Source organism: Ruegeria sp. TM1040 (assembly GCF_000014065.1).
GTDB lineage: Bacteria > Pseudomonadota > Alphaproteobacteria > Rhodobacterales > Rhodobacteraceae > Epibacterium.
Genome location: NC_008044.1, coordinates 745,688 through 771,917, shown reverse-complemented (window position 1 = coordinate 771,917; position 26,230 = coordinate 745,688). Strand labels below are relative to the sequence as shown.

Annotated in this window: 23 protein-coding genes; 15 read left to right on the top strand and 8 right to left on the bottom strand. The window is 60.2% G+C overall.

All coding sequences use genetic code 11. From position 1 onward, the window contains the following. The first annotated feature begins 289 nt into the window (after nt 1-289). The 3 genes from TM1040_RS07885 (at nt 290) to TM1040_RS07875 (ending at nt 4,176) form a co-directional block, all read left to right on the top strand. Entirely contained in the window at nt 290-1,987 is a 1,698-nt protein-coding gene (locus tag TM1040_RS07885; RefSeq protein ID WP_011538060.1) for a peptide ABC transporter substrate-binding protein, read from the top strand. Nucleotides 1,988-2,183: 196 nt separating this feature from the next. Further along, complete coding sequence (locus TM1040_RS07880; RefSeq protein WP_011538059.1) at nt 2,184-3,191, top strand: ABC transporter permease; 1,008 nt, start codon at nt 2,184-2,186, stop codon at nt 3,189-3,191. Further along, nucleotides 3,184-4,176, top strand: a complete 993-nt coding sequence (locus TM1040_RS07875; protein ID WP_011538058.1) for an ABC transporter permease — start codon at nt 3,184-3,186, stop codon at nt 4,174-4,176. Before TM1040_RS07880 ends, TM1040_RS07875 begins: the two co-directional genes overlap by 8 nt. Before the next feature lie 89 nt (nt 4,177-4,265). On the opposite strand, the gene TM1040_RS07870 is transcribed toward TM1040_RS07875, so the two are convergent. Next, nucleotides 4,266-5,546, bottom strand: a complete 1,281-nt coding sequence (locus TM1040_RS07870) for a DUF3422 family protein (protein WP_011538057.1) — start codon at nt 5,544-5,546, stop codon at nt 4,266-4,268. Nucleotides 5,547-5,865: 319 nt separating this feature from the next. Here TM1040_RS07870 and TM1040_RS07865 point away from each other — a divergent pair, with 319 nt between their 5' ends. Next, nucleotides 5,866-7,995, top strand: a complete 2,130-nt coding sequence (locus TM1040_RS07865) for a malate synthase G (RefSeq protein ID WP_011538056.1) — start codon at nt 5,866-5,868, stop codon at nt 7,993-7,995. A 143-nt stretch (nt 7,996-8,138) separates the two neighbouring features. Next, entirely contained in the window at nt 8,139-8,930 is a 792-nt protein-coding gene (locus TM1040_RS07860) for a gamma-glutamyl-gamma-aminobutyrate hydrolase family protein (protein ID WP_011538055.1), read from the top strand. Between the two features lie 15 nt (nt 8,931-8,945). Here the strand turns inward: TM1040_RS07860 and TM1040_RS07855 are convergent, their stop codons facing one another. Beyond that, entirely contained in the window at nt 8,946-9,230 is a 285-nt protein-coding gene (locus TM1040_RS07855; protein WP_166485530.1) for a hypothetical protein, read from the bottom strand. Between the two features lie 37 nt (nt 9,231-9,267). On the opposite strand from TM1040_RS07855, the gene TM1040_RS07850 reads away from it, so the two are divergent. Next, nucleotides 9,268-10,842 (top strand): Re/Si-specific NAD(P)(+) transhydrogenase subunit alpha, encoded by a 1,575-nt coding sequence (locus TM1040_RS07850; RefSeq protein ID WP_011538053.1) that lies wholly within the window; start codon nt 9,268-9,270, stop codon nt 10,840-10,842. 13 nt (nt 10,843-10,855) lie between these two features. Beyond that, on the top strand, nt 10,856-12,289 hold the full coding sequence (locus TM1040_RS07845) for an NAD(P)(+) transhydrogenase (Re/Si-specific) subunit beta (RefSeq protein WP_011538052.1): 1,434 nt from the start codon (nt 10,856-10,858) through the stop codon (nt 12,287-12,289). Between the two features lie 103 nt (nt 12,290-12,392). On the opposite strand, the gene TM1040_RS07840 is transcribed toward TM1040_RS07845, so the two are convergent. Further along, nucleotides 12,393-12,599: a hypothetical protein gene (locus TM1040_RS07840; RefSeq protein ID WP_044026681.1), complete on the bottom strand. Its 207-nt coding sequence runs from the start codon at nt 12,597-12,599 to the stop codon at nt 12,393-12,395. A 121-nt stretch (nt 12,600-12,720) separates the two neighbouring features. Between TM1040_RS07840 and pepN the strand changes: the two genes are divergently transcribed. The 3 genes from pepN to TM1040_RS07825 all read left to right on the top strand — a co-directional run bounded on the left by pepN (nt 12,721) and on the right by TM1040_RS07825 (nt 17,262). Further along, nucleotides 12,721-15,285: an aminopeptidase N gene (gene pepN / locus TM1040_RS07835; protein ID WP_011538051.1), complete on the top strand. Its 2,565-nt coding sequence runs from the start codon at nt 12,721-12,723 to the stop codon at nt 15,283-15,285. Continuing rightward, nucleotides 15,275-15,730 carry a hypothetical protein gene (locus TM1040_RS07830; protein WP_011538050.1) on the top strand — a complete coding sequence of 152 codons (456 nt, stop codon included), beginning with the start codon at nt 15,275-15,277 and terminating at the stop codon, nt 15,728-15,730. The genes pepN and TM1040_RS07830 overlap by 11 nt, the downstream gene beginning before the upstream one ends. Nucleotides 15,731-15,915: 185 nt before the next feature. Beyond that, nucleotides 15,916-17,262 (top strand): hypothetical protein, encoded by a 1,347-nt coding sequence (locus TM1040_RS07825; RefSeq protein WP_011538049.1) that lies wholly within the window; start codon nt 15,916-15,918, stop codon nt 17,260-17,262. Nucleotides 17,263-17,384: 122 nt separating this feature from the next. Here TM1040_RS07825 and TM1040_RS07820 read toward each other — a convergent pair whose 3' ends face one another. Next, nucleotides 17,385-19,745 carry a Tex family protein gene (locus TM1040_RS07820; protein ID WP_044027032.1) on the bottom strand — a complete coding sequence of 787 codons (2,361 nt, stop codon included), beginning with the start codon at nt 19,743-19,745 and terminating at the stop codon, nt 17,385-17,387. 254 nt (nt 19,746-19,999) lie between these two features. Between TM1040_RS07820 and TM1040_RS07815 the strand changes: the two genes are divergently transcribed. After that, complete coding sequence (locus TM1040_RS07815; RefSeq protein ID WP_011538047.1) at nt 20,000-20,734, top strand: substrate-binding periplasmic protein; 735 nt, start codon at nt 20,000-20,002, stop codon at nt 20,732-20,734. Between the two features lie 159 nt (nt 20,735-20,893). Next, on the top strand, nt 20,894-22,402 hold the full coding sequence (gatB, locus tag TM1040_RS07810) for an Asp-tRNA(Asn)/Glu-tRNA(Gln) amidotransferase subunit GatB (RefSeq protein WP_011538046.1): 1,509 nt from the start codon (nt 20,894-20,896) through the stop codon (nt 22,400-22,402). A 75-nt stretch (nt 22,403-22,477) separates the two neighbouring features. Here the strand turns inward: gatB and TM1040_RS07805 are convergent, their stop codons facing one another. The 3 genes from TM1040_RS07805 to TM1040_RS07795 all read right to left on the bottom strand — a co-directional run bounded on the left by TM1040_RS07805 (nt 22,478) and on the right by TM1040_RS07795 (nt 23,899). Next, a complete protein-coding gene (locus TM1040_RS07805; protein ID WP_011538045.1) occupies nt 22,478-22,753 on the bottom strand; it encodes a DUF6455 family protein in 276 nt (91 codons plus the stop codon). Between the two features lie 95 nt (nt 22,754-22,848). Continuing rightward, the gene (locus TM1040_RS07800) at nt 22,849-23,229 is read right to left on the bottom strand and encodes a YigZ family protein (protein ID WP_011538044.1); all 381 of its coding nucleotides are present in this window, start codon (nt 23,227-23,229) and stop codon (nt 22,849-22,851) included. Nucleotides 23,230-23,239: 10 nt separating this feature from the next. Next, nucleotides 23,240-23,899, bottom strand: a complete 660-nt coding sequence (locus tag TM1040_RS07795; protein ID WP_011538043.1) for a M48 family metalloprotease — start codon at nt 23,897-23,899, stop codon at nt 23,240-23,242. A 128-nt stretch (nt 23,900-24,027) separates the two neighbouring features. Here TM1040_RS07795 and TM1040_RS07790 point away from each other — a divergent pair, with 128 nt between their 5' ends. Further along, nucleotides 24,028-24,270, top strand: a complete 243-nt coding sequence (locus TM1040_RS07790; RefSeq protein WP_011538042.1) for a hypothetical protein — start codon at nt 24,028-24,030, stop codon at nt 24,268-24,270. Between the two features lie 107 nt (nt 24,271-24,377). Here TM1040_RS07790 and TM1040_RS07785 read toward each other — a convergent pair whose 3' ends face one another. Next, on the bottom strand, nt 24,378-24,656 hold the full coding sequence (locus TM1040_RS07785; protein WP_011538041.1) for a DUF167 domain-containing protein: 279 nt from the start codon (nt 24,654-24,656) through the stop codon (nt 24,378-24,380). Nucleotides 24,657-24,923: 267 nt separating this feature from the next. Between TM1040_RS07785 and TM1040_RS07780 the strand changes: the two genes are divergently transcribed. Both TM1040_RS07780 and TM1040_RS07775 read left to right on the top strand, forming a co-directional pair. Continuing rightward, the gene (locus TM1040_RS07780; protein ID WP_011538040.1) at nt 24,924-25,502 is read left to right on the top strand and encodes a nitroreductase family protein; all 579 of its coding nucleotides are present in this window, start codon (nt 24,924-24,926) and stop codon (nt 25,500-25,502) included. Next, complete coding sequence (locus TM1040_RS07775) at nt 25,499-26,191, top strand: EI24 domain-containing protein (RefSeq protein WP_011538039.1); 693 nt, start codon at nt 25,499-25,501, stop codon at nt 26,189-26,191. The genes TM1040_RS07780 and TM1040_RS07775 overlap by 4 nt, the downstream gene beginning before the upstream one ends. Nucleotides 26,192-26,230 lie beyond the last annotated feature (39 nt).

Below are 26,230 nucleotides of genomic sequence, written 5' to 3'. Positions count from 1 at the left end.
GACCGTCAAACCCCAGTGACGTTTTCCTGTCGGGCAGGTCTTGCATTTCGTCAAAACTCTGTGTTCGATACCCTCAGTGAACGCCAAAGGCGACAGGGGGTTATGAAAACAGGTCCGGCTCAACCGGGTCTGACTTAACGCAGATTTTCTGCGAGATTTCCTGACATCCAGATGTCCGAGGTGGACGCAAGACCCAGATCGTCTTCAGGCGATCGCGGGCTGCACAGATCAAAAAACGTGCAGTCCTAAACAACAATAACACTATGTCGGTTCCGACAAGGAGAGTGTAATGACATTGAAATCCCTTCTGCTGGGTGCTGTGGCAACTGCCGCTGTCGCCCCTGCGGCTTTTGCCGAGCGTGGCTCGGACGGCCAGGTCAACATTATTTATTGGCAGGCTCCGTCCATCATGAACCCGTTCCTGTCCGGCGGCACCAAGGACGTTGAAGCGGCCTCGCTCGTGATCGAGCCTCTGGCGCGCTACAACTCCTCCGGCGAGATGGTTCCGTGGCTGGTCGAAGAAGTCCCCACCGTTGAAAACGGCGGCGTGAGCGAAGACCTGACCCAGATCACCTGGAAACTGAAGCCGGGCATCAAGTGGTCCGATGGTTCCGACCTTACGTCTGCGGACGTGAAGTTCACATATGAGTACTGCACCCACCCCGAGGGCGGCTGCGCACAGGTCACCAAGTTCGAAGGCGTTACCTCTGTCGAGACCCCCGACGACTCCACCGTGGTGGTGACCTTCGATAAAGCGACCCCCTTCCCCTATGGCCCCTTCGTCGGCGGTGAAAGCCCGATCATTCAGGCAGCACAGTTCGCTGAGTGCCTTGGTGCCAAAGCACCTGAGTGTACCGAAGCCAACTTCAACCCGATCGGCACCGGCCCGTTTGTGGTCGACGAGTTCAAGCCGAACGACGTGATCACCCTCTCCGCGAACCCGAACTACCGTGACCCGGCCAAGCCCGCGTTCGCGAAGGTTCTGTTCAAAGGTGGCGGCGATGCAACCGCAGCCGGTCGCGCCGTGATGGAAACCGGCGAATTCGACTACGCATGGAACCTCCAGCTGGCCCCCGATGTCATCGCGCAGATGGAAGCAGGCGGCAAAGGCCAAGCGGTTGCAGGCTTTGGTCCGCTCCTCGAGCGCATCATGCTCAACAACACCAACCCCTCCGCGGATCTCTCCCCGGAAGAGCGTTCGGTGATCCGTCCGCACCCGTTCCTGTCCGATCCGGCGGTTTACAAAGCCATGTCCATGGCAATCGACCGTCCGCTTCTGGTGGAAATCGGCTATGGCAAAGCAGGTCGCGTGTCCTGCTCCTGGGTTCCGGCCCCCGAAGCCTTTGCGATCAGCCCCGAAGGCTGTGAGACTCAGGACATCGCCGGTGCAAACGCCATGCTCGACGCAGCAGGTATCGTTGACACCGATGGTGACGGCATCCGCGAAAAAGACGGTGTTCCGCTGAAGATCCTGTACCAGACCTCGACCAACGCCGTCCGTCAGGACTTCCAGGCGCTGATCAAACAGTGGTGGAGCGAGATCGGCATCGAAACCGAACTGCGTAACATCAACTCCTCCGTGTTCTTCGGCGGCGACCCGGGCTCCCCGGACACCTTCCAGAAGTTCTACGCAGACGTTGAAATGTACGCCAACACCTTCAACGGCACTGACCCGCAGTCCTACTTCGGCAACGGTCTGTGCGACAAAGCCCCGACTCCGGCCTCCCAGTGGCAGGGTGAGAACATCTCCCGCTTCTGTGACGAAGAGTTCGACGCGCTGCACGCAGAGCTTTCGCAAACCGCAGACATGGCAAAACGGATCGAGATCGGTCAGCAGCTCAACACCATCATCTTTGAGCGTGGTGGGATGATCCCGCTGGTCCACCGTGGCCGTCTGTCCGCACACTCCAACACCCTTGGTGGTGTCGACCTGAACGTGTGGGACAGCGAGCTGTGGAACGCAGCTGACTGGTACCGCTCCGAATAAGCGTCCGTCCGCACTCTAGAGGGCCCCGGCTTCACCGCCGGGGCCCACTGGTATTCGCGTTACCCAACTCTGAGAGGTTCAGCATTGTTGTTACGCTGGACTTGGCTTAAGAGACCCGCCATCACGCGACACCCGCCCGACAAGGGCAAGGCAAACGCGGACCTGTCGACAACCCATTTGCAAAGGCGCCCGGCTGATGCTGACTTTTACCATCCGACGGCTGATCATAGCAGTGCCGACACTGCTGTTCATCAGTCTCGTGATCTTCCTGCTGCTGGAACTCGCCCCCGGCGATCCCATGGCACAGGTTCCCCTGACCGTCCCCCCCGAAGTGAAAGAGAAGATGCGCCTGGCCCTCGGCCTTGGCGAGCCCGTCCATATCCGGTTCTGGAAATGGCTGGTGCAGTTCTTCTGGATCGAACCTCAGGTTCTGATCGACCATATCTTTGGCACATCCTTTTCCGCAGGCGATCTGCGTGTCATCTCCTGGCAGACCCGGTCTCCGGTGATGGACATCGTGGTGCAGCGCTTGCCGCAGACCCTCTGGGTTGTGGGCACCGCCTATATCGTGGCCATCCTGATCGCCCTGCCCATCGGCATCTACTCTGCCTACCGCCAGTACAGCTGGTTCGACCAGATGGGGACATTCGTCTCCATGGTGGGCTTCTCGGTGCCGCCGTTCTTCTCTGGTGTTCTGGTCATCGTGATCTTCTCGGTTCAGCTTGGCTGGTTCCCGTCGATCTATGACACCACGCTCGAGGTCAACAGCTGGGAAACCTTCGTGAAGCAGCTCCAGCAGATGGTGATGCCGGTGATGGTACTGGCACTTCAGATCACCGCACAGCTCAGCCGGTTCATGCGCGCCTCCATGCTCGACAACCTTAACCAGGACTACGTGCGCACCGCGCGCGCCAAGGGCCTGGGCGAGTATACGGTTGTCATGGTGCATGTGCTGCGCAATTCCATGATCCCGGTTGTCACCGTGATCGCCCTGGGCATTCCGTCGATCTTTGGCGGCGCCATCATCACCGAACAGGTGTTCAAGGTGAACGGGATTGGCCAGTTGCTGATCGGCGCCATCCAGGCCAACGACCTGCCTATGGTGCAGACGCTTACCTTCATCTTTGCCGTGCTCATCGTGCTGTTCAACCTGATCGCCGATGTGCTCTACGGCATTCTCGACCCGAGGATCCGCTATGACTGACGCTGCAAAAGAAAAGACCCTGCAGCACTCCAGCGTGCAGGACGAACTCGCCACACCCGCCCGCAGCCAGTGGCGCGAGATCTGGGTTCAGTTCAAATCGCACCGAGGCGCATTGTTCGGGGGCTGCCTGTTCCTGTTCATCGTGCTGGGCGTGGTGGTTGGCCCGTTCATCTACTGGAATGATGCCAAGTTCGTACCCACGGGCCGTGACTTCATCACGTTGCGGGACATGCGTCCGATCTATCACGCGCTGTGGGACCCCTCGGCCAAGATGGACTGGGCCTATCCGCTCGGGACCGACAACCTTGGCCGTGACACGTTGGCGCGTCTGATGTTTGGCGGTCGTGTGTCGCTTGCCGTGGGCATGGCGGCGATGATCCTCGCGCTGATCCTCGGCAGCCTGATCGGGGTGCTGGCGGGCTACTTCAAAAAGCTCGACGGCCTCCTGATGCGGATGACTGATCTGTTTCTCGCCCTGCCCCTCTTGCCGATGATCCTCGTCGCAGCGGTGTTGTTTCGCGAGAGCCTGTCGAAAACCATCGGCCCAGAAGGCGGCATCTTTGTACTGATCGTCTGTCTGATCGGGATCACCTCCTGGATGCCGACCGCACGGATCGTGCGCGGCGACGTGCTGGCGATCAAGGAACGCGAGTTCGTGCTGGCGGCCCGTTCCATCGGGACCAAGCCCGGCAATATCATCTCGCGTCACATCCTGCCGAACGTGCTCTCGCCCATCATGGTGTCGGCCACCTTGGGGATCGCCACCGCGATCATCACCGAATCGGCGCTGTCCTTCCTCGGCTTTGGCTTCCCGCCGGACTTCCCGACCTGGGGCCGCCTGCTGAATGATGCCGTGGACCGGATGACCCTCTTCCCCGAGCGCGTGCTTTGGCCCGGCATCCTGATCTCGCTGACGGTTCTGTCGGTAAACTATCTGGGTGACGGTCTGCGCGACGCGCTGGACCCGCGTATCCGGGGCCGCTGAAGCACCCTACACCCAAAAGAAAGGCCGCCCGGTGAGGCGGCCTTTTGCGTTTCTGGACTACTTGCTCGGCTTACGGCCCTCGCGCCCGGTCAGTGCAGGCTATTTCGAATGCGCCGGACCGCCAGAAACACAGCGCCAATCACCAAAGGCGTCAGGATCGCCGTCAGGATCCCCTTGCTAAGACCGAGCATAGTGCCCAGAGGATAGAGCGCATAGCCCGCCAGCGAAACGGCATAGTAGCTGATCGCCACCACCGAGAGCCCCTCAACCGTGTGCTGCAGCCGCAGTTGCAGATCCGCGCGGCGGTCCATACTCTCCAGCAGGGCCGAGTTCTGCGCGGAGCGCTCGACATCCACCCTAGTGCGCAACAGCTCCCCGGCACGCCGGGCCCGGTCAGCCAGCACCTCGAGACGTTTCTCTGTCGACTCCACCGTGCGCATGGCGGGTTCGAACCGGCGCAGCATGAACTCCGTCATTGTCTGAAAGCCGACAAAACGCTCTTCGCGCAACAGCGAAATCCGTTGATTGACGAGCGCCGCATAGGCACCGGTCGCCCCAAAACGAAAGGCCGATTGCGCCGCCATGGCCTCCAGTTCTGCGGAGATGGTCAGGAGCTGGCTCAAGGTCTGCTCGGCGGGCACTTCGCCACGGGTCATTTCCCGCATCATCTCCGAGAGCGAGACATCCATGGCACTGATGGTCGGCGTCAGGCCACGGGCCCGCGAAAACCCCAGCATGGACATCGCCCGATAGGTCTCGATCTCGCAAAGCCGCTGCACCACACGACCGACCCGCTGCGGGCCGGTTTCCTCGTTCACGAACAGGGCAAAGCGGACATGCCCGGCAGGGTCGATACGAAAGTCCCCTGCCACCACCGCATTGTCATCCAGCACCGACGCCATCGCGAGGCTTTCAGGGACAAACCAGTCCCGCACCCGCGCTTTGATCTGCTCCGCATCAGGACGCGCAACCACGCGAATCAAAGCTGAAGTGATCCGCTGTCCCGGTGCCTTGGCCAGCCAATCCGATGGAAACAGATCAAAATCCTGCGGATCAAAGGCGCGATCACTCACCCCATCACCATAAAGCGTATAAGAAACAAACTCCGTGTGTTGCTCCCATTTCAACGTGTAACGTCCGAGCTGGGCCGTGTGATGGGTGGCACCTGGTTGCGGATGAGCTGCGCCGTGACGGTCCAGCAGATCCTTCAGATGCTGCAGATCCGCCATGCGGTCGCGATGCACCGCCTCGCTGGGTTGTTTCACCGCAAGATAGGCCACCGTGCCGGGCACGGAAATGGTGGGAAACGGGCGCGCGTGCAGCTCGTTGGCGAGCTGATAGCGCAGGGGGTGATCTTCTATCGCGGCCATAGGAACCTTCCTACAAGAGTTTCCAGACCGTAGCGAAAACGCCCCCCTTGTGTAAAGTTTTACTTCCCAATCAATGCGTTAGCGGGATGCAACGGTATACAAACCCAGATTTGCCCTGGGCCATTGTTCCAAGCGGCAATCTGCGACCTCGCCCCGCATCAATGCGCAGTTCTCCTGCTCAGCGTTGCGAAAATCTACAGCACTTTCTTGAAAAACAAACAGATGCGTTTGCATTTCCAGAGAGCACGATTTGTTGCCGATCGGAAACTTATCGCCTATCTAATCGCATGCAATCGTGCACCATCAGAAGGAGAGAACAATGAGCCGGATTGAACGCAATGGACTTCAGGTCGCCTCCGAACTGGTGGCTTTTGTAGAGGACCAGGCGCTGCCGGGCACCGGCGTCAGCAAGGAGGCGTTCTGGGCCGGGCTTGCGGGGCTGGTCGAGGGTATGGGCGATGAAAACCGCGCCCTTCTTGCCAAACGTGCGGAGATTCAGGGACAGATCGACGCCTGGCATCTGGAACACCGTGGCCAGCCGCATGATGCCGCAGCCTACAAGGACTTTTTGACCGAGATTGGCTATTTGGTGCCGGAGGGACCGGATTTTGAGGTGGAAACCCAGAATGTTGACCCCGAGATCGCGCATGTACCTGGGCCGCAGCTGGTGGTTCCGATCACCAACGCCCGCTTTGCGCTCAATGCAGCGAACGCCCGCTGGGGCAGTCTTTATGATGCGCTCTATGGCACCGATGCCATGGGCGATCTTCCGAGCGGTTCGGGTTACGATGCGGAGCGTGGCGCACGGGTGATCGCATGGGGACGTCAATTCCTCGATGAGACCTTCCCGCTTACGGCGGGCTCCTGGTCCGATGTGGCAGCGCTTCAGGTGCAGGATGGCGCCCTCGCGCCCGCACTCAAGGACGCAACCCAGTTTGCAGGCTACGCTGGCGACGCGACCAGTCCGCGCCGCATCCTGCTGAAAAACAACGGCCTGCACGCGATCCTCGAGATCGACGCAAGCGGCAACATCGGCAAAGGCGATGCCGCCAACATCAACGACATCACGCTTGAATCGGCGCTCTCGACCATCATGGACTGCGAGGATTCGGTCGCCTGTGTGGATGCCGAAGACAAGGTTAGCGCCTATGCCAACTGGCTAGGCCTGATGAAGCGCGACCTTAGTGAAGAGGTCAGCAAGGGCGGCAAGACCTTTACCCGCGTATTGAACGACGACCTGTCCTACACCACCCCCACCGGCGAGGCGTCGAAGCTCAAGGGGCGTTCTCTCCTGTTGGTGCGCAATGTCGGCCACCTGATGACAAACCCGGCCATCCTGGACAGTGCGGGCCGCGAGGCGGGCGAAGGCCTGATGGATGCGATGATCACTGTCATGGTGGCCATGCATGACCTAAAATCCGAAGGCGGCAACTCGCTGCATGGGTCGGTCTATGTGGTGAAACCTAAGATGCACGGTCCCGAAGAGGTCGCCTTTGCGGTAAAGATATTTGATCACGTTGAAGACGCACTGGGCCTGCCGCGCAACACGGTCAAGATCGGCATCATGGACGAGGAACGCCGCACCTCGGCCAACCTCAAGGAATGCATCCGTGCCGCAAAATCGCGGGTGGCCTTCATCAACACCGGGTTCCTCGATCGCACCGGCGATGAGATCCACACCTCGATGGAAGCAGGCGCAATGCTGCCCAAGGGCGAGATGAAATCGACCGCGTGGATTGCCTCTTATGAGGATCGCAACGTCGATATCGGTCTGGCCTGTGGTCTGCAGGGGCGTGCCCAGATTGGCAAGGGCATGTGGGCGATGCCTGACCGTATGGGCGAGATGCTGGACGCAAAGATCGGCCACCCGAAATCCGGCGCAACCTGCGCCTGGGTGCCCTCGCCGACCGCTGCGACCCTGCATGCCACCCATTATCACAAGGTGGATGTCCTGAGCCGCCAGAACGAGCTCAAGGCTGAGGGCGCGCGGGGCACATTGGATGATCTGCTCACGATCCCGGTAATGGCAGGCCAGAACCTCTCGGACGAGGCCATTACGCGTGAAATCGAGAACAACGCTCAAGGCATTCTCGGATATGTGGTGCGCTGGGTAGATCAGGGTGTGGGCTGCTCCAAAGTGCCAGACATCAATGATGTGGGGCTGATGGAAGACCGGGCGACCTGCCGGATCTCTAGTCAGGCCTTGGCGAACTGGCTGCATCATGGCGTTGTCTCCGAACAGCAAGTTATGGCCGCGATGCAGAAAATGGCCGCCGTTGTGGATGGCCAAAACGCTGCCGATCCTTCTTATCGCCCGATGGCTCCCGGGTTCGACGGCATCGCCTTTCAGGCCGCCTGCGATCTGGTGTTCAAGGGCCGCATTCAGCCCTCCGGCTATACGGAGCCGGTGCTGCATGCCCGCCGTCTGGAACTGAAGGCTCAGGGCTAACAGCCCTTGATACAATGTCTCAGCCCGAAGGGGCTGAGACATGAGGTCTGTGCATAGGTGAACAGGCCAATGCGCCTCGCCTCGGGCTTGCGCAAAAGACAAGCCACATTAAGGTGATAGGGCAACAGACCCTGAACCAAACGATGTGGAGATCAAACGTGCGCCCCAAAGTCGGCATCATCGGCAATTCCTACCTCATGAATGACCAGTACCCGACACATGCCGGGGGCACCATGAACTCGGATGCTGTCGCCAATGTGGCGGGGTGCCTGCCTCTGTTGATCCCGACCGACCCGCGATTTGTTTCTGTCGAGGAACTGCTCGAGAGCTTTGATGGTTTCTTGTTGACCGGCGGCCGCCCGAACGTGCACCCGCAGGAATATGGCGAAGACCCCACCGAGGCTCATGGAGATTTTGACCGCGCGCGCGATGCCATCACCCTGCCGCTGGTGCGGGAATGTGTGAAACGCGGCCAGCCGTTTTTTGGGATCTGCCGAGGCTTTCAAGAGGTGAACGTCGCCATGGGCGGCACGCTCTACCCTGAAATTCGCGACCTACCCGGACGTATGAACCACCGCATGCCCCCCGATGGCACCATCGAAGAGAAATTCGCGCTGCGCCATCCGGTCAAGCTGCGCGAAGGTGGCATATTCCATCAGCTTCTGGGCGCCGCGGAGGTGATGACCAACACGCTGCATGGACAGGGGATCAAAACACCTGGTGCCCGCATCGTTGTGGAAGGCGAAGCCGAAGACGGCACACCCGAAGCCCTCTATGTCAAGGACGCGGCTGGATTTTCACTCGCCGTGCAATGGCACCCCGAGTATCGTGCAGGCGAGGATCCGGTGTCGCGCCCCCTCTTTGAGGCCTTTGGCCGCGCGGTCCACAGCTGGTCAGAAGACCGGCGCCCCGCTGCCCTGTCGCTGTCGGCCTAACCCACGACTTTTGCGTCATTTTGCTGCCAAATCGCCCGCGACAACGGTCAGTTTGTCGATCTTATCCGGAATCTTGGCGGTATCGGCGGTTGAAATGTCGCAAAAGAGCCAAATCTCACATCCAGTGCTTTTCATTTCCTGCAACATCTGCTGCTGTGTGCCAGCGGTGAAACGAAGACCGCCCCTTGGCTCGATTTCGGGCATTTGTGGGCGAAATTTCAGTTTCTTGCCGCAACGCAGCAAATTGCTTGCGCAATTTTGTTGCGCTGTGTATTTAATGTGTTTGCGAAACGTGCGCAAGCATTCGCAACCATCGGTGCAGACAGGGGGATGACTGTTGAAAATAGGCACACCAAAAGAAATAGCCGAGGGCGAGTCGCGCGTTGCGATGACGCCAGCCTCGGCAAAAGATCTTCAGAAGCTGGGGTTTGAGTGCTGCATTGAGGCAGGCGCCGGGGAAGCTGCGGGCTTTACCGATGCGGCCTACGCCGAAGCCGGTGTTGAGGTCATCAAGACCGCCGCCGGGCTGTGGAAGGCCGCCGATATCATCGCTAAGGTGCGCGCGCCCTCCGAGACCGAGCTGAAGCGGCTCAACAAATCCAAGACCCTGATTTCCTTCTTCAACCCGGGCGGCAATGAAGAGGGCCTCGAGCTCGCGAAATCCAAGGGCGCGACCGTGATCGCTATGGAAATGGTGCCGCGCATCAGCCGCGCGCAAAAGATGGACGCACTGAGCTCCATGGCCAATATCGCGGGCTACCGCGCGGTGATCGAGGCGGGCAACAACTTTGACCGGTTCTTCACCGGCCAGATCACCGCTGCGGGCAAGGTGCCCCCGGCCAAGGTGCTGGTCGTGGGCGCAGGAGTTGCGGGCCTCGCGGCAATCGGCACCTCCACCTCGCTAGGCGCGGTGACCTATGCGTTTGACGTGCGCCCCGAAGTGGCCGAACAGGTCGAGTCGATGGGTGCCGAGTTTGTCTACCTCGACTTTGAGGAAGAACAGCAGGATGGCGCGGCCACAGGCGGTTACGCGTCTGTTTCGAGCCCCGAGTTCCGAGAGGCCCAGCTGGCCAAATTCCGCGAACTGGCGCCCGAAATGGACATCGTGATCACCACCGCGCTGATCCCCAACCGCGAGGCGCCGAAGCTCTGGCTGGCGGATATGGTCGCGGCGATGAAGCGCGGTTCAGTGATTGTGGACCTTGCGGCCGAGCGCGGCGGCAACGTCGAAGGCACCGTGAAGGACGAGAAAGTCGTCACCGATAACGGCGTGACCATCATCGGCTACACCGACTTCCCAAGCCGCATGGCGAGCCAGTCCTCCAGCCTCTATGCCACCAACATCCGTCACATGATGACCGATCTCACCCCGGAAAAGGACGGTCAGGTGGTGCATGACATGGAGGATGACGTGATCCGCGGGGCCACTGTGACCCACGCAGGCGAGATCACCTTCCCACCGCCGCCGCCCAAGGTGCAGGCCATTGCGGCGCAAAAGAAGCCCGAAGCCCCCAAGGAGCTGACGGCCGAGGAAAAACGCGCCGCAGAAGTCGCCGCCTTCAAACAACAGACCAAAAATCAGGTCACATTGCTTGCGGTCGGCGCTGCGTTGCTCCTGGCGGTGGGGCTGGTGGCCCCTGCAAGCTTCATGCAGCATTTCATCGTCTTTGTGCTCTCGGTCTTTGTGGGCTTCCAGGTGATCTGGAACGTCTCGCACTCCCTACACACGCCGCTGATGGCGGTCACAAATGCGATCTCCTCGATCATCATTCTCGGCGCCCTGATGCAGATCGGCTCTGGTTCCTGGTTGGTGATTTTCCTGGCCGCTCTCAGTGTCTTTATGGCCGGGATCAACATCTTTGGCGGCTTCCTCGTGACACGGCGCATGCTCGCCATGTTCCAGAAATCCTAAAGGAGGAGAGATCATGGACTTTGGATTCACGACGGCGGCCTATGTGGTCGCAGCGGTTCTCTTTATCCTTTCGCTGGGCGGACTCTCGGGCCAGGAAAGCGCCAAACGTGCAGTCTGGTACGGGATTGTCGGCATGGCGCTGGCGGTCTTTGCAACCCTCATCGGGCCGGGCTCTGGCCTGTGGTTCCTGTCTCTGGTGCTGATCGGCGCAGGCGGTGTGATCGGCTACATGCTGGCCTCGAAGGTCGAGATGACCCAGATGCCGGAACTGGTGGCAGGCATGCATGCGCTGGTGGGTCTGGCCGCGGTTTTGGTGGGCTTCAACGCTCATATCGAACTGGGCCGGGTGCTCGCGATGGACGAAGGCGCGCGCAAATCGCTCGAAGGCTTTGCCGCGCTCCTCGCCAAGAAAGACAGCGTGGAGATCAACATCCTGCGGGTCGAGGTTTTCCTTGGCGTCTTTATCGGGGCGGTGACCTTTACGGGCTCGGTGATTGCCTATGGCAAACTCTCCGGCAAAGTGTCCTCGGCGGCGACCAAGCTGCCCGGTGGGCATATGCTGAACATCGGCGCAGCGGGCATCTCGCTTCTGTGCCTGTTCTGGTACCTCGGTGCAGGTGGCATGCTGCCGCTGGTGCTGATGACGCTGGCGGCCTTGTTCATCGGCTATCACCTGATCATGGGCATTGGTGGTGCGGACATGCCGGTGGTGGTGTCCATGCTCAACAGCTACTCCGGCTGGGCCGCTGCGGCGATTGGCTTCAGCCTCGGCAATGATCTGTTGATCGTGGTCGGCGCTCTGGTGGGCTCTTCTGGCGCGATCCTGAGCTACATCATGTGCAAGGCGATGAACCGCTCGTTTGTCTCGGTGATCCTTGGCGGTTTTGGCGGCAGCGCTGGTCCCGCAATGGAAGTTGAGGGCGAACAGGTGGCGATCGACGCCGATGGCGTGGCCACGGCCCTGGAAGACGCCGACAGCATCGTCATCATCCCCGGCTACGGCATGGCGGTGGCGCAGGCGCAGTCCAATGTGGCCGAGCTCACCCGCCGTCTGCGCGCCAAGGGCAAGAACGTGCGCTTTGCGATCCACCCGGTGGCGGGCCGCTTGCCCGGACACATGAACGTGCTTCTGGCCGAGGCCAAGGTGCCCTACGACATCGTGTTGGAGATGGATGAGATCAACGATGATTTCCCGGAGACGGATGTGGCCATCGTTATTGGCTCTAACGACATCGTGAACCCGGCCGCCCAGGAAGACCCCAACTCGCCCATCGCTGGCATGCCGGTTCTGGAGTGCTGGAAAGCGAAGCAGGTCTTTGTCTCCAAGCGCGGTCAGGGCACGGGTTATTCCGGAATCGAGAACCCGCTGTTCTTTAAGGAAAACACCCGCATGTTCTACGGCGACGCAAAACAGTCTCTCGCAACGCTGCTAAATCTCATCGACTGATCGAGAGAGACCCCAAATACCAAGAAGGGCGCCCCAATCAGGGCGCCCTTTCTTTTTGAATGCACGGCATCTTTTGCGATGACTCAAGAAACGGCTGGGGCAATCAACCGCCGATTTCCCCCTCCACCACCACGCTACTGGGGGCGCTTGTCTCGGCCCCAACGCCCTCAATCCCGGTGAGATCTTCTCCCAGCCCAAAGATCGCAAGCCCAAACAGGACCGCTGCGAGAACCGCAATGATCCAGTAGAGCCCACGTTTGCGCTGACGAACCTCGCGCTGAGTGGTCATCGGTGTGTCGGCATCGGCCATGAGCTTCTCCTTTCAAATGAGGGCGAAGGGCGCTTGCCCCCCTGCCCTCGGTTGCATAGGTCTTGTGGTAGCAACGCACGCCCCCCGCCGCGTGTTCCCAAAAATCGCGAAGGATGTACCCATGAAAGACGCCGCCCCAAGCACGCAGCCAGAGACCTTCTACCTGAAGGACTACACCCCGTTTGGCTATGTGGTGGAGCGCGTCGAGCTGGTATTTCGTCTCTCGCCCGAGGCAACACGGGTGCTGTCCAAGATCCGTTTTGCACCCAACCCTGATGTCTCAGATCGGGTGTTCTTTCTGCATGGCGAGAAGCTTAAGCTGATTTCAGCACAGATTGATGGGGAAGAGGTCGCGCCCAATGTCACCGACACGGGCCTCAGCTGCGAGGTGCCGGACACGCCCTTCACATGGGAAGCAGAGGTCGAGATCAACCCAAAGGCCAATACCGCGCTCGAGGGGCTTTATATGTCGAATGGCATGTATTGCACCCAATGCGAGGCCGAAGGGTTCCGCAAGATCACCTATTATCCCGACCGCCCCGATGTCATGAGCACCTTCAATGTCCGTATCGAGGGCGACGAAAAGGTGATGCTGTCCAACGGCAACCCTGGCGAAAGCGGTGAGGGCTTTGCCGAATGGCACGATCCCTGGCCCAAACCAGCCTATCTCTTTGCATTGGTGGCGGGCGATCTGGTCAACCATCCCGATCGTTTCACCACGCGCTCGGGCAAGGATGTGGAACTCAATATCTGGGTGCGGCCCGGTGACGAGGGCAAATGCGCCTTTGGGATGGAGGCGCTCAAGAAGTCGATGACCTGGGACGAAGAGGTCTATGGGCGTGAGTACGATCTCGACGTGTTCAACATCGTTGCAGTCGATGACTTCAACATGGGCGCAATGGAGAACAAAGGATTGAACATTTTCAACTCCTCCTGCGTTCTGGCCAGCCCTGAAACCTCGACAGATGCCAATTTCGAACGGATCGAGGCGATCATCGCCCATGAGTATTTTCACAACTGGACCGGCAACCGGATCACCTGCCGGGACTGGTTCCAGCTGTGCCTCAAGGAAGGTCTGACAGTCTATCGCGATGCGCAGTTCACCGCCGACATGCGCTCTGCTCCGGTGAAACGGATCGAAGACGTGATCGAGTTGCGCGCGCGCCAGTTCCCCGAGGACAACGGTCCGCTCGCCCACCCTGTCCGCCCCGAAGCCTTCCAAGAGATCAACAATTTTTACACCGCAACGGTCTATGAGAAGGGTGCCGAGGTGATCGGCATGCTCAAACGTCTGGTCGGTGATGAGGCCTATTACAAGGCGCTCGATCTCTATTTTGATCGTCACGATGGGCAGGCCTGCACCATCGAGGACTGGATCAAGGTGTTCGAGGACTCCACGGGACGAGATCTGGCACAATTCAAGAATTGGTACAGCCAGGCCGGCACGCCGCGCCTCTCGGTCGAAGAGAGCTTTGAGGATGGCACCTACACGCTCACCTTCCGGCAGATGACTCCCCCCACACCTGGACAGGACCACAAGGATCCAAAGGTGATCCCGATTGCGGTGGGGCTGCTCAGCCCCACTGGCGACGAAGTGCTGCCAACCACCGTGCTCGAAATGACAGAGGCAGAGCAGAGCTTTTCCTTTGAAGGCTTCAAGACGCGACCGATCCCGTCGATCTTGCGCGATTTCTCTGCTCCGGTGATCCTGACCCGCGAAAGCTCTGCCAAAGAACGCGCTTTCTTGCTGGCACATGACACCGACCCCTTTACCCGTTGGGAAGCGGGCCGTGAGCTTGCCAAAGCCTCTCGCATCGCGATGGTAACCGACGGTGCCAGCCCAGACTCGAACTATCTTGAGGCGCTGCAGTCCCTGGTGCGCGACGATCACCTTGATCCGGCCTTTCGCGCCCTGGTTCTGGCACCTCCCACCGAGAGCGAGATTGCACAGGCACTGGCAGATCAGGGCGTAACACCCGACCCGGACGCAATCCACGACGCGGCAGAGACCTTTGCGCAGACATTGGCACAGAGCCTGTCCGACAGCCTCCCACGCCTGTTTGCAGCCACTTTGGTCGATGGCGCCTATGTGCCGGATGCCAAGGGCGCCGGACTGAGGGCGCTCAACGGGCGTATCCTTGGACTGTTGACCCGGATTGATGGGGGCGAGGCCGCGACCAAGCAATTTGAGACCGCCAACAATATGACCGTGCAGAACTCGGCGCTGGCTTGCCTGCTCAAGGCCGAGAAGGGTGACGCGCAATCACAGGCCTTCTTTGAGCAGTGGCAAGATGATCGTCTGGTAATGGACAAGTGGTTCGGGCTTCAGGTGGCCACGGCCCGCCCCGAACGCGCACCTGCCATCGCCCAGAGCCTGACCGAACATCCGCTGTTCACGATCAAGAACCCCAACCGTTTTCGGGCTGTGATGGGGGCGTTGGCAATGAACCATGCCGGGTTCCACAAGGCCGACGGCAGCGGATATCGCTTGCTCGCCGATCAGTTGATCGCGCTGGACCCGCTGAACCCGCAGACCACCGCGCGTATGTGCAGCGCCTTCCAAACATGGAAGCGCTATGATGCCGGACGTCAGGACAAGATCAGAGCAGAACTCAAGCGGATCAAGGCAACCGAGGGGCTGAGCCGGGATACCAACGAGATGGTGAGCCGTATCCTTGACGCCTGACCCGGAGGCCCAGCCGCAGGACGTGTTCCTGTTTCAAAGAGACGCGCGCTCTCTTAGGTCGATTGTTTTGGTCGCGGCCTGGGCCGCGGCTGTCGGTCTGATCTGGGTCGTGTTCGACGCACGGGGCTGGGTGCTGGCGCTCCTTGCGTTGCCTTTGCTGCCCTCGCTCTGGGAGCTGTGGCGCCCCCATGCAGCCTGGCTCCGGATCACCGACACTCATTTGAGCTGGCGCAGCCTGCGCAGCTCTGGTGACATCTCACTGGCCGAGATCGATCATATCCGGATGGTCACGCGGAGCGATTTTTCGGTGCGGGCCACGATCCATACACGCCCGGGCACCCATCATCAGATCCCTCCCGAAGTCACCCCCAAGGCGTCAGTCCTGGAAGCCGCACTTCAACAGCGGCAAGTTGCCTTAAAAATACAGCATTTTACTGTTCTCTGAGCGGTTCCAATCCGCGCTTCTTGCCGGCATTTTTTGCCCTGCAAACATAATGCCGCGCTTTTGCCGCCATCTGCTGTCGCGGTGCCGAAATTGATCCGGTGAACACCGCGCGGCTGCCATGTTTGCGCCCCAAATCTTTCCGACAGTGGCTCCCACGAAAAGACTGCTACAACGGGAACCACCTGATGCCATTCTCTGCGCCTCCGGCAAAAGACGGTTTGAAACACCTCATGCGCCTCTTGTCTGCGCGCATGCCGCTGCCGATCACGCGCGCGGGGGAAATCCTGCCCAGAGCCCTGCGCAGCTGGCCCGAGGCGCTGAAAAAGACCCGTGGCGCGCCGGAAACGCTGTCATCAGAACCGCTCAGTCTTGAGGATGTGCTGACCATTCCAACGCCGGAAACCAACGCCGAGGACGAAGCCTGTGACCGCGCGATTGCCGAAGGGCAGTTCCTCGCCCGGCAGGAAGATTGGGAAAGGATCGAGGCCGAGATCCTCGCCGCTGATACGGCGCGGCGCGCGACGCCCGGGGGGACCCCCATTGCGGATCTGATCGCCTACGGGGCGCGCGCAGATATTATCAATGCGGTGGAGCATGCGTTGAGTGAGGGTCTTAGTCTCACCGAGCGGGTGACACTCGATGGGATCATGGCGCTGGAACGCACCCGCCTTGAATGCGCGCGCACCCCGGTGATGACGACGGTTGTCGCGCTTGCTCATCTGGATATTGCCTGGGCGTTTCGACGGATCTCCAAACGCAAGTCACATCGCCAGCGTGACACCTTGCACGCCCGCGCCGAGGCCCATCACGCGCGCGCCAAAACGCTATTGTCTCAAATCCCGAATGACGCCCGCGCACGGCCCTTCGTGGCCGCCGCACGCTGCGCCCTTTACAGTGTGGAGGCTTCGGCCGGATGCAGACAAATCGCAGATGACTACTTTGACCTGATCCGGCTCGATCCCGGCAACCCGCGCCACCTGCGCGCATTGGGCACCCATTTGGCAGAGCAAGGCGCAGAGGGGCTGCGCGCGCTTGAACTCGAAGCGCGGCGCGTTGCAGCACTGGTTCAAGCGCAGTGGGGCGCCGCCGGCTATGCTTGGGTCTATTTTGATGCGGTGGCGCAATCCGATGCGGCCTGTCTCGAGGTCGATGTGCCCTATTTCCTCGATGGGGTGGCGGACATCGTGGCCCGCGCTGCCAATCAGGAGCGGATCAATCTCCTGTCGGCCTATTGCAGCATCGCGCTGAAGCCTCAGCCCGAGACCGCAGCCGACGCCGCAGCGGTGCGCCAACAGATCGCTCAGGCCGCGCATTGGCTCATCCGTGAGCATCTGCGCGAATTGCACCCGATGGTCTGGGCGCATGCGGCGGCAGGTTTTGACAATGACGCCCAGGTCAGGTCGTTGCGACAGTTTGCCGAGCGTGGCCGGATGGACGCGCTGCGCGCAATCGCAGAGTCCTTTCGCGACGATATCGAAGCCGGATACCGGGTCGTCTTTACCGCGGATGGACCTGAACTGACCGCCGGGTAAGCGACGTACGATAAACCGCTCACGATCAAAAGGGGGGCTCTGCCCGCGGTGGTCCCTTCCGGCCCCCTCCCCCGGGATATTTTCCGTTAGAAGAAGGGGCGCCGGTGCGTGTCAGTCGAGGGCTATTTCTTCTTGAAGGCATCCATCAAGGCGGCCCCCAATGCGCCATTGCCCGTTGCGCCGTTATCCGAGGCGGATTTGCCTCTGGGCGCGGCAGAGCCGTGGCGTTTGGGTGAGGAGGAATTGCGCCCTTTGGCACCACCGCGCGCTGCATTCTGGGAGGGCCCACGGCCTGCGCGATCCTCTCGCGCAGATGCGCCACCGTCCTTTTTCATGGTCAGGCCGATGCGTTTGCGCGGCACGTCCACCTCGACCACCGTGACCTTGACCACCTGACCGGTTTTCACAATCTCATGCGGGTCCTTGACGAATTTGTCGGCCAGCTGGCTCACATGCACAAGACCGTCTTGGTGCACACCAATGTCCACGAAGGCCCCGAAGGCCGCAACATTGGTCACTGTGCCCTCAAGAACCATACCGGGTTTGAGATCAGTGATCTCCTCCACGCCATCGGTAAAGCTTGCGGTGACGAAAGAGGGACGTGGATCACGCCCCGGTTTTTCCAGCTCCGCAAAGATGTCATGTACGGTGGGCAGGCCGACCTCACCAGAGACGAATTGCTCAGCCCGGAGGGATTTCAGCGCCGTGGCGTCCCCCATGATCTCGCGAATATCGCGGCCGCAGGCGCTCACGATCTTGCGCGCGACATCATAGCTTTCGGGGTGGACCGCAGAGGCGTCCAGAGGCTCTTTGCCGCCTTGGATACGCAGGAAACCTGCACATTGCTCAAACGCCTTGGGGCCAAGACGCGCAACCTTCAAGAGTTCTTTGCGGGTCTTGAAAGCGCCGTTGAGGTCGCGATGCGCCACGATGGCTTCGGCAAGGCCGGGACCAAGACCCGAGACATGTGCCAAAAGCGGTGCGGACGCCATGTTGAGATCAACACCAACCGCGTTCACCACATCTTCGATCACGGCTTCGAGTGACTTGGAAAGCTTATGCTGGTCCACGTCATGCTGATATTGTCCGACCCCAATGCTCTTGGGCTCAATCTTGACCAGTTCCGCTAGCGGATCCTGAAGGCGCCGCGCAATCGAAACCGCACCACGCAAGCTGACGTCAAGATCCGGGAATTCACGCGCAGCCAGTTCGGAGGCGGAATAGACCGAGGCGCCCGCCTCAGAAACCACCACCTTGGTCGGCGCTTTGACCTTGGCGGGCAGGTTTTTCAGAACTTCGGCGACCATGCGCTCGGTCTCGCGGCTGGCCGTACCATTGCCGATCGCGATCAGCTCAACCCCGTGCTCGGCGATGAGCTTCAGAATGGAGACCTGCGCACCACGCAGATCGTTTTTCGGCTGGAACGGATAGAGGGTCTCTGTGGCCACCAATTTCCCGGTCGCATCAACCACTGCGGCCTTGACGCCGGTGCGAATGCCCGGGTCCAGCCCGAGGGTCGGCCGCGCACCGGCTGGGGCAGCGAAGAGCAAATCCTTGAGATTGCGCGCAAAAACCGAAATAGCTTCGTCCTGCGCCCGGCTGCGCAGATCGCCCATCAGCTCCAGCATCATCGACAGCGACAGTTTGACCCGCCAGGTCCAACCAGCCGCTTTGCGCAGCCACTTGTCGCCCGGAGCCGAGCTTCGCACCTCCAGAACAGCGGCGACCATTTCTTCGGCTCGCGTGACCCCCTCTTCGCCCGGTGGGGCAATATCGAGCGTCAGCACGCCCTCGTTGGAGCCGCGCAGCATCGCCAGAGCCCGATGCGACGGGGTGGTTTTCCAAGCCTCGGAATGATCGAAGTAATCCGAGAATTTGGCACCCGCCTGCTCCTGTCCTTCGACCACTTTGGATCGCAAAATGGCTTCAGACTGCATGAAATTACGTAGCCGCCCCAAAAGCTCGGCATTCTCGGTGAGACGCTCGGTGAGAATATCACGTGCACCGTTCAAAGCGGTCTTTGTGTCTGCCACTTCCCCGGAGAGGTAGTTCGCGGCCAAAACCTCGGGATCAGCAGAGCGATCCGCGAGAATAGCCTCCAGAAGAGGCTCAAGCCCGTTTTCGCGCGCGATCATCGCCTTGGTGCGACGCTTGGGTTTGAAGGGGAGATAGATGTCTTCGAGCTGCGCCTTGGTCTCCGCCTTGGCAATCGATGCCGCCAGATCATCGGTCAACTTGTCTTGCTGCGTAATCGTCTCCAGGATCGCGGCCCGTCGCTTTTCCAGCTCGCGCAAGTATTCCAGCCGCTCCGACAAGGTCCGCAATTGCGTGTCATCAAGGCCCCCGGTCACCTCTTTGCGGTAGCGCGCGACAAAAGGTACAGTCGCCCCCTCGTCCAAGAGCCCCACGGCTGCGTTCACCTGCTGTACCGATGATCCGATTTCTTCGGAAATCTTCCGCGCAATTCGAAGGGTCGTATCCAAAACCTGCTGCTCCTTTGCTTTGGCGTCGGCCACGATGATGCGCAACCACTGAGGCCGGAGTACCGTCTTAGCGGTCCGGAACATCAAGGCCAAGCCGAGATCAGGAAACGTTGCGGGCAAGCTGCGTCGAAAACCAGCCCACAATTTGCATATTCTTAATCTGAAACCCGCTTACTCAAAGTGACGCTGGGTCAATCATTTGCTTGCAGAGATCCGAATTGGCGTCTCGGCAATGAATATGAGGTTTCTGTTTCATGATCTTAAGATCAACAAAGTGGGCCATCGCTCTGAGTGTCTCGTTTTTAATGGCGGGCATGGACAGCGCGCGGGCAGAGGCGATCAAAGCGTACACCGCAGCCCTACCGCCCTACACGATCGCACCGGACCTCGAGATGCCGGGAATCTCTCACGAGATTTTGGAAGAGATGTCGAAACGCTCGGGCGTGACAATCGAGATCGAATATCTTCCTTGGAAGCGCGCGCAATCGATGGCGCAGAAAACGCCGAACGCCCTGCTTTTTACCGCCGCGCGCACCGAGTCGCGTGAAACCGTCTACAAGTGGATCGCAGAGTTTATTGTGGCTGACGAAGTATTCGCGACCACCACCGAGGCGGTGAACTCTCTTGAGGACGCGCGCCAGCTCTCTCGAATTGCCACACTTGGGGGGGCGCCACGAGAAAAACGGCTCGCAAAGCTGGAGTTCGGCAATGTGCAGTCCACCCCCGATACCGCGACGGCTGCACGTCTCTTGACCGGCGGGCGCGTGGATGCCTGGTTCACACTGAGTCAGCGCGTCCTGCACGCCGTGAAGTCAGAGGGGCTCGACCCGAGCACCATCGTGATCGGCACACCGGTGGGCAGTCTGCGCCTTTGGCTGGCTTCAAACGCCGAATTCGATCCCGAAGTCGCCGCCAAACTTGCGCAGGCCTTTGAAGATATGAAAGCTGATGGCAGCTACGAGGCCATCGTCAGCGCCTATCTGAACTGATCTTGGCGACAAACCTTGCCTGACTGGCGTCCCGTATGGGGCGCCAGTCCCGCGTTTCGAAGGGCAAGAACACCGCTCGCCGCCATTGCCCCTTGCTCCTCGGCCTCTGCGCGCCTAGAACGCTTGGCAAACAAGGACATTCGGATACGGCGGAAAACCATGCTCGACCTGACATATGAACTCCCAAAGCCCAAGGTAATCGCGGGCGCCAAGCATGACTGGGAACTGGTCATCGGTATGGAGGTGCATGCCCAGGTCAGCTCCAATGCCAAGCTGTTTTCGGGCGCTTCCACCCAGTTTGGGGCGGAGCCCAACTCCAACGTGGCATTTGTGGATGCGGCCATGCCCGGCATGCTGCCCGTCATCAACGAATACTGCGTCGAACAGGCGGTCCGCACGGGTCTTGGCCTCAAGGCGGATATCAACCTCTGGTCTGCCTTTGACCGCAAGAACTATTTTTACCCCGACCTGCCGCAGGGCTATCAGATCTCCCAGCTCTATCACCCCATCGTGGGCGAAGGCGAAGTGCTGGTAGAGCTTGGCGATGGCACGGCGCGCATGGTGCGTATCGAGCGCATCCACATGGAGCAGGACGCGGGCAAATCCATCCACGATATGGACCCCTCCATGTCCTTTGTGGACCTGAACCGGACCGGCGTCTGCCTGATGGAAATCGTCTCGCGCCCGGACATCCGTGGCCCCGAGGAAGCGGCCGCCTATATCGCCAAGCTGCGCCAGATCATGCGTTACCTTGGCACCTGTGACGGCAACATGCAGAACGGCAACCTGCGCGCGGATGTGAACGTCTCCATCTGCCGCCCCGGCGCCTACGAGAAGTATCAGGAAACGCAGGATTTCTCGCATCTCGGCACCCGCTGCGAGATCAAGAACATGAACTCCATGCGCTTTATCCAGCAGGCCATCGAGGTCGAAGCACGTCGCCAGATCGCCATTGTAGAAGCCGGTGGCGAAGTCGAGCAGGAAACCCGCCTTTACGATCCAGACAAGGGCGAGACGCGTTCGATGCGTTCCAAGGAAGAGGCGCATGACTATCGCTACTTCCCCGACCCGGACCTTCTGCCGCTCGAGATCGAGCAGGCTTGGGTAGACGACATCAAGTCGAAGCTCCCCGAACTGCCGGACGAAAAGAAAGCCCGTTTTATCAAAGATTTCGGCCTTACAGACTATGATGCGTCCGTGCTGACGGCGGATCTGGAGAGTGCGCATTATTTTGACGCCGTTGCAAAAGGTCGCAGCGGCAAGCTGGCGGCGAACTGGGTCATCAACGAACTCTTTGGCCGCCTGAAGAAGGACGACAAAGACATCACTGACAGCCCCGTCTCCCCGGCGCAACTGGGTGGTGTGATTGATCTGATCGCTTCTGACGCCATCTCCGGCAAGATCGCCAAGGATCTGTTTGAGATCGTTTATACCGAAGGCGGAGACCCGGCCCAGATCGTCGAAGAACGTGGCATGAAGCAGGTCACAGACACCGGTGCGATTGAGGCGGCTCTGGACGAGATCATCGCCGCCAACCCCGCACAGGTTGAAAAGGCCAAGGAAAACCCGAAGCTTGCGGGCTGGTTCGTCGGTCAGGTGATGAAAGCCACCGGCGGCAAGGCCAACCCGAAGGCGGTGAACCAGCTTGTAGCCAAGAAGCTTGGCTAAGCGTCCAGCCAGAACGTAAGACAAAAGAGGCGACCGCAAGGTCGCCTTTTTCACGTCAGAGACGGACGGTGATGCTTATTCTGCCGCCAAGCCCCGTTCTTCCTTGAGATAGGCAAGCAGGTCGGAGTTGCGGCAATAGTCCGGGGTGCGGTCTATCTCTTGGGTCAGGGTCCCAAGGTAGCGCGAGCAGGTTTTGAGGCACGCACAACGGGTGCAGCGCAGAACCGCTTCGGCAATTTCTTCAAACTGAAGCGAGCCGCTGATGGCCTCTTCTTCAAGGTCGAGCCCAACCGCCTTGCCCATTCTGTCAAAGAGGGCGGCGTGGGTTTTGAGCTTGTCAGGATCGATCATGATGCGCGTTCCTCCTCATAAGGTCCCATAGCGTCATATGAGATCTGGAAGGCGCGCGCCTTGATGCAGGTCAAATAGAGGTTTTGGCCCCGCACTCAGCCAGCGTCGAGATAGGCACGCACCGCGTCCTGCACCCGTCGGAAGCGGTCGCCGCCCAGTTTCTTGCCGCCATACCAGCGCGTGACGATAATCACATGATTGCTGAGGGCCTCGCGCTCCATCATCCGCAGGATCACCATGCCTGCTCCGCTTTCCCCATCATCGGCCTTGAGCCCACCGCTCGGAAGCATGGCAGCCCAGGTATTGTGCGTTGCCTTGGCATAGCTGCGGTCTTCCTTGAGCGTGGACAGCACCGCATCCACCTCCTCCCGGCTTTGCACAGGGGCACCGCTTACAGCATATTTTGACCCTCGGTCCGTGAGCACCACACCAAGCTTTGTAAGCGCCTTCTCGGCGGCCTCTGTCTTTTTTGTCATCGGGGGAACCTCAGTTCAAACCGTATTTGCGGATCGTTCTTTGCACGATACGGATGCGGTCGGGATTGGCCGGATGGGTGCCAAGGAATACATCTCCCGGGTCCGGGATCTCTTCGAAGAACTTCACCCCGACGCTGGGGCGATACCCCGCCTGATAGGTGATGAGCGTTCCAAGCGCATCCGCCTCCAACTCGAACGCTTTGGAATAGCTGCGCGAGCCAACCACGGCGCCGACATATTGCGCGTTGGCGACCTGTTCGGGCGTGCCTCCCTCGAGCGATACCAACTCGCCCAGAAAGACCGCACCTTTGACCGCATTGATCCGCTGCTGGTCGAGATGCTCGAGAATGTGATGCGCCATCTCGTGCCCCATCACAAACGCCATCTCGTCAGGATTGCGAAAACTATCGAGCATGCTGCGCGTGAAGATCACCACAGGTCGTCCACTGCGATCGACCGTCTGAAAGGCGTTTGCGGGGGCGGAGGGATTGAGATCCAGCTGGATCTGAAAATCGCAGTTGCGCTCGGGGTCCTTGCTGCGGCACTGCGCCTCGCCAACGGGTTCCACATCCTCTGCAACCGCAACAAACGCACGGTATTGCGGGTTGTTGGGGTCAACGCCGGTACAGCCGGCGACCAACAGCACAAAAAGAATCAAAAAACGGCGCATGGGACTCCTGTATGGGGGTCAGGCTAACGCAGATTTCACAACATGTGCAAACGGCTAGAGGCACCGTCCAGAGGCGCGACGACAATCGCGCCTTGCCAGCGCGCGGATGCAGGTGGCAAGCTTTGCTTATGTTTACAATCGAGCATGAATTTGATTCCACGGTGATCACCCTGGTCGATGAGGGAAAACCCCATCTGACCGAGGATGTGATCATCAATGCGTTTGCCGAATGTGTCACGATCGAGCAGTTTGATCCGCGCACCCATTCAACTCATCGCATCACGCTCTCGCCAGAGCAGCTACAAGATCTCGCCGCTGCGCTCGACCTTCCCGAGGGGGTCTATCGCCTGGTTCTGGACAAATCGCGCTGAGGAAGGGGTGAGGCGCGCTGCAGAGCGCCTCAGCGCCATGATGCGGCAAACCCGCACCTCTCCCGGTGATCGCGACAGGACCTATCCCGGTGCCTAGCCGGAACAACTCAAGGGGCGGTGACAAGAAAGACCTTGTCGCGACTTGTCGCACCACGCAGGAGTGTCAGCCGCGACGGTGAGACCCCGAGTGCGCGGGACAGAAGTGCGACCACATCAGCATTTGCCTTGCCCCCTTCCGGGACCGTTGTGACCAGCACCTTGATCTCATCCCGCTTGCGCAGCACCGCGTTCTGCGCCGCCTTGGGCGTCACTCGTACAGCGATCTGCGCCCCGGGTTGCGCAAGGTCCCGAAGATCCGCCAAATCTCGTGCCTTTGGTTTTGCCATGCCTCCACCCGTCCTAATCTCCCGGCGCCAACGCCGCGTGCGCGGCCTGATCCGTCACCCGATCGTCCATATGCGCTCTGACGCGGGATCCTCTGTGCAAGAGCGACCATGGACTCGGCTTTGATGCCTGCTTACACCTTTGCCCAAGCTGCGCCCAGCTTTGCCGCGCTCCGCGTCGCGAGACCGTCCCGCCAGGCCGCTTTCCCCTTGAAACCCGCCTCAAGCTGCCCGACATAGGGCAGGACAAGATGTAAAAAGGTTTTACATATGCCGCAACGCAATGATGCCGCTCTCGATTTTCTGCAAACCCGCCGGTCCCGCCCGGCCAAGACGCTTCAGGCTCCCGCCCCGACCCGTGCAGAGCTGATGCCGCTCTTGACCGCCGCCGCGCGTACGCCCGACCATGGCAAGATGGAACCCTGGCGGTTCATCGTGGTCGAGAAAGCTGCCATGCAGCGGCTCGGCGACCTGACCGCCGAGGCCGGCCTGCGGCTTGGCAAGTCGCCAGAGGACATCGCCAAGGCGCGCAGCCAGTTCGATTTGGGCCAACTGGCTGTGGTCGTCGTCGAGATCCAGAAAGAGAGCCCAAAGATCCCGCCGATCGAGATGACCTATTCCGCAGGTGCGGTCTGCCTTGCCCTGTTGAATGCCGCGCTAGCTGCGGGTTGGGGCGCAAACTGGCTCTCTGGCTGGATGAGCCATGACCGGGGCTTTTGTGAAGCCGCCTTTGATCTGGCCGAGAACGAGCGTATCGCCGGTCTCATCCATATTGCCGCCGAAGGCGCCGCGCCGCCGGAACGTCCGCGCCCCGATGTGACGGCGCTTACCACATGGGTCGAGACATGATTTTCACCGCCTTTGGCAAAGCCCTTGGCCAGATTGGGGATCCGCGGTTTCAGCGGGTCCTCCTGCTTGGGGTGGGGCTCACCTTTGCTCTGCTGGTCGCGGCATATGTCGGGCTTTTGGTCCTGATCCAGATGTTTGTGGGACCTGAGACCTCGCTGCCGCTGATTGGTCAGGTTACGTGGCTCAACGACCTGCTGTCGGTGGGCTCCTTCTTCTTCATGATGCTGTTGTCGGTGTTTCTGATGGTACCGGTAGCTTCGGCGATCACATCCATGTTTCTTGATGAGGTCGCCGCCGCCGTCGAAGCCAAACACTATCCAGGCCTGCCTCCGGTGCCGGGGCTGTCGGTCTGGGAGGGCGTAAAAGACACGGTGAATTTCCTCGGCGTGCTGATCACCGCCAACGTGCTGGCCTTGGTGCTTTATGTGATGTTCCCCCCTGCCGCGCCCTTTATCTTCTGGGGGCTCAATGGGTTCTTGCTTGGGCGGGAGTATTTCACCCTCGCGGCCGCCCGTCGGGTCGGCTTGATCGAGGCCAAGCGCCTGCGCCGTCGCCATGGGGCGACGATCTGGGCGGCGGGCGTGCTGATGGCGATGCCCTTGTCGATCCCACTGGTGAACTTGCTGATCCCGATACTTGGCGCGGCAACCTTCACGCATATCTTCCACGCGCTCTGGCGCTGGCGCTGAGCTTTGGCGCAGGGGAGCATTTGCGCCCCCGCCCCCATC